This is a genomic window from Chitinimonas sp. (assembly GCF_041904975.1).
Lineage (GTDB): Bacteria > Pseudomonadota > Gammaproteobacteria > Burkholderiales > Chitinimonadaceae > Chitinimonas.
In genome coordinates, this window is sequence record NZ_JAYRLZ010000409.1 from 1 (window position 1) to 2,555 (window position 2,555).

The 2,555-nt window shown below is 61.9% G+C and carries 3 protein-coding genes; 1 reads left to right on the forward strand and 2 read right to left on the reverse strand.

Going from position 1 to position 2,555, the window contains the following annotated elements; genetic code table 11:
- Positions 1 to 412 precede the first annotated feature (412 nt).
- Positions 413 to 1,057, reverse strand: a complete 645-nt coding sequence (locus tag ACE3OH_RS21520) for an FMN-binding negative transcriptional regulator (protein WP_374358104.1) — start codon at positions 1,055 to 1,057, stop codon at positions 413 to 415.
- 15 nt (positions 1,058 to 1,072) lie between these two features.
- Positions 1,073 to 1,690, reverse strand: coding sequence for a pyridoxamine 5'-phosphate oxidase family protein (locus tag ACE3OH_RS21525; RefSeq protein ID WP_374358107.1), 618 nt, complete (start codon positions 1,688 to 1,690; stop codon positions 1,073 to 1,075).
- A gap of 94 nt (positions 1,691 to 1,784) precedes the next feature.
- Here ACE3OH_RS21525 and ACE3OH_RS21530 point away from each other — a divergent pair.
- Positions 1,785 to 2,555, forward strand: a 771-nt coding sequence (locus tag ACE3OH_RS21530; protein ID WP_374358110.1) for a PLP-dependent aminotransferase family protein, incomplete at its 3' end; no start/stop codon positions are given.

Here is a 2,555-nt window from a genome sequence, read left to right on the forward strand (position 1 = left end):
CGGGCCGAGTTTTGCGGTAACGCCGCATTGTCATTCGCTTACACAACCCGTTATGCCGCACTCATTCCGCCTTGATTTACCGCAAAACTCGACCCGGCGCGACCGTCGGCAAAACGTCAACAGAGCCTAGGACCAAACCTTGAACCACAGAGGACACAGAGCGCGCAGAGGGGGCACAGAGAAGGGCAAAAGCGCGACAGATGTGCGATCGCATCGGACATTCATTGTCTGTACCGGTAGGAGTGGGCCACGCCCGAAATGGCAGCGCCTATCGCGCGTGTGGCCCGATCGCACGGCAAGCCAACTACCTTGGGCAGGGGGGAGATGGCTTAAGCCGTAAGCGTGCTGATTAAAATGCTGCTGAAGCAATGCACACCAGGCGCCCATCGCACCTTGCAAGGCGGGGGAACATTCAATTGCCCAAGCGCTGCAGCGCCTGCATGTAATGCAGGGTTTGACTGGCTGCCGAGCTGCCCGCGCCGCCTAGCCCCTGCTGTATCGAAGCGAAGTTCTGCCGGCTTTGGTTCTGGCTTAGCTTGAACTTGCCGCGTATGGCTTTGATATCCAGCTCCAGACCGACAATGGCGGTCAGCATTTTGTCGATATAGTCAGCCGGTGCTTCGTCCACCGTCCAGGGCTTGGCCTGATCGGCTTCAAAGTGATCGGTCAGGGTACGCATCAGCGCGAGCAGCGGGCCGGACTCGCGCACGCAGCGCAGGCGGGCGCGTACTTCCACCATGGCGTAGTTCCAGGTCGGCACCGCCTTACCGGTCTCGGCCTTGCTGGCATACCAGTTTGGCGTGATATAGGCGTTCGGCCCGTGGAACAGCACGGTCAGCTGCTGGCCATCACACTGCGCCAGCGGATTGCCGCGCGCCACGTGGCCGAGCAGCCTGCCGTGTTCGCCAGGCTGCGGCGCAAGCAAAAACGGCACCAGATTGATCTCGGGCGCATCGATGCCGACCGGGCTGGCAATCACGGTGGCCAGCGGATAGTCGTTGATCAGCTTGGCCAGCAGCTCAGGGCGGCTTTCTTCAAAGTGGGCAGGTAGGTACATGCTTGCTCCTCTGCGTTAAACAGTCGCGTCGGCGCGGTGTGCGATCGGGCTGCCAAAGCGGGTCTCAATCGGTAGTACACCCGCCCATACCGGCCAATCCATGTCCGCGTCGTCGTCCTTGGGAGGGCCGCTGCGGGTTTTGGCTACGGCTTGCTCGATGGTGAGGGCCAGTACGGTGGTGGCGGCATATTCCTGCGCATTGGGCTTGCGCGCCTGCTCCCAGCGGCCCTGTTGGACCTTCTCCATAAAGGTCTCAAACGAGGCCCATTTTTCCTCCTCGTCGCTCACCACCTCGAACTGGCCGTACAGCATGGCCGAGCGATAGTTCATCGAATGGCTGAAAGCGGAGCGTGCCAGCACCAGGCCATCGACATGGGTGATACACACCGATGCCGGGGCGCCGGCAGCCAGCGCCTTCATCAAGCGGCTGCCATTGCTGCCATGGATATACAGCTTGTCGCCGATGCGCCAGTGCGCAGTCGGTATGCAATGCGGCTGACCATCGACGCAAAAGGCGATATGGCAGACATAGCCGGCATCGATGATGGCATGCACCGTCGCTCGATCGTAATTGGCCGCCTGCGCAAGGCGGCGGACCCGTGTCAATGGCGTGGGGGTGAACTGGCTGGTCATGCTGGCTCCCTGCGTGTTGGGTGGATAGCGCTTACCTTACCCAGCGACTGGCCCTAAGATAAGAGCCAGTTTTGCGCAAAATATTGGAACCACCATGCTTGCCGTTGTCGATTATCTGGCCAATACGCTGAAAGACACTGATGCGACACCCTTGCATCGGCAGCTGTACCGCGCTCTGCGTGCTGCCATCCAATCTGGCCAGCTCGGCAATGGCGATCCACTGCCGGCCAGTCGCGAGCTGGCCAGAACACTGGGTTTGGCGCGAAATACCGTCTTGCATGCTTATGAGCAGTTGCTGGCCGAAGGCTTTTTAAGCAGCCGGCGTGGGGCAGGCACTTTTGTGGCTTACCAGCCGCCTGCGGCAAGCACGGCGGCCCATCCTGCTGCGGCTTTGCCGCCGCTGGCGCAGCGGGCGCTGGCGGCGCTCGGTGAGACGCGGCGCCGAACCGAGCCGGACCAGGGCGGATTTGTGCCAGGCCGGCCCGATTTGCAGGCCTTTCCCTGGTCGATCTGGTGGCGGCTTTTGCACCGGCGCCAAAAGGCCGCCACCGGCAACGACTGTGACTACCGCAGCGAAGGCGGACTCGATGCCCTCAAGCAGCAGCTGGCCCAGTATCTCGCACTGTCGCGCGGGGTGAATTGCCAGCCCAAGCAGATTGTGATTTGCAGCGGCATGCAGGGCGCGCTGGACCTGCTGTCGCGTAGCCTGGCCGATGTGGGGGAGCTGGCCTGGGTGGAGGAGCCGGGCTATTCCGGCGCCAAATCGGCCTGGCTTGCCAATGGCCTGCAACTGCAGCCGATTTCGGTTGATGGCGATGGCCTGAACTGGGAGGCGCAGCCCTATCGCTCACCCAGGTTGATCTAT

Bases quoted from the DNA above. Each gene is read 5' to 3' on its own strand.
- ACE3OH_RS21520 (WP_374358104.1), bottom strand. From the start codon at position 1,057: ATGTACCTACCTGCCCACTTTGAAGAAAGCCGCCCTGAGCTGCTGGCC.
- ACE3OH_RS21525 (WP_374358107.1), bottom strand. From the start codon at position 1,690: ATGACCAGCCAGTTCACCCCCACGCCATTGACACGGGTCCGCCGCCTT.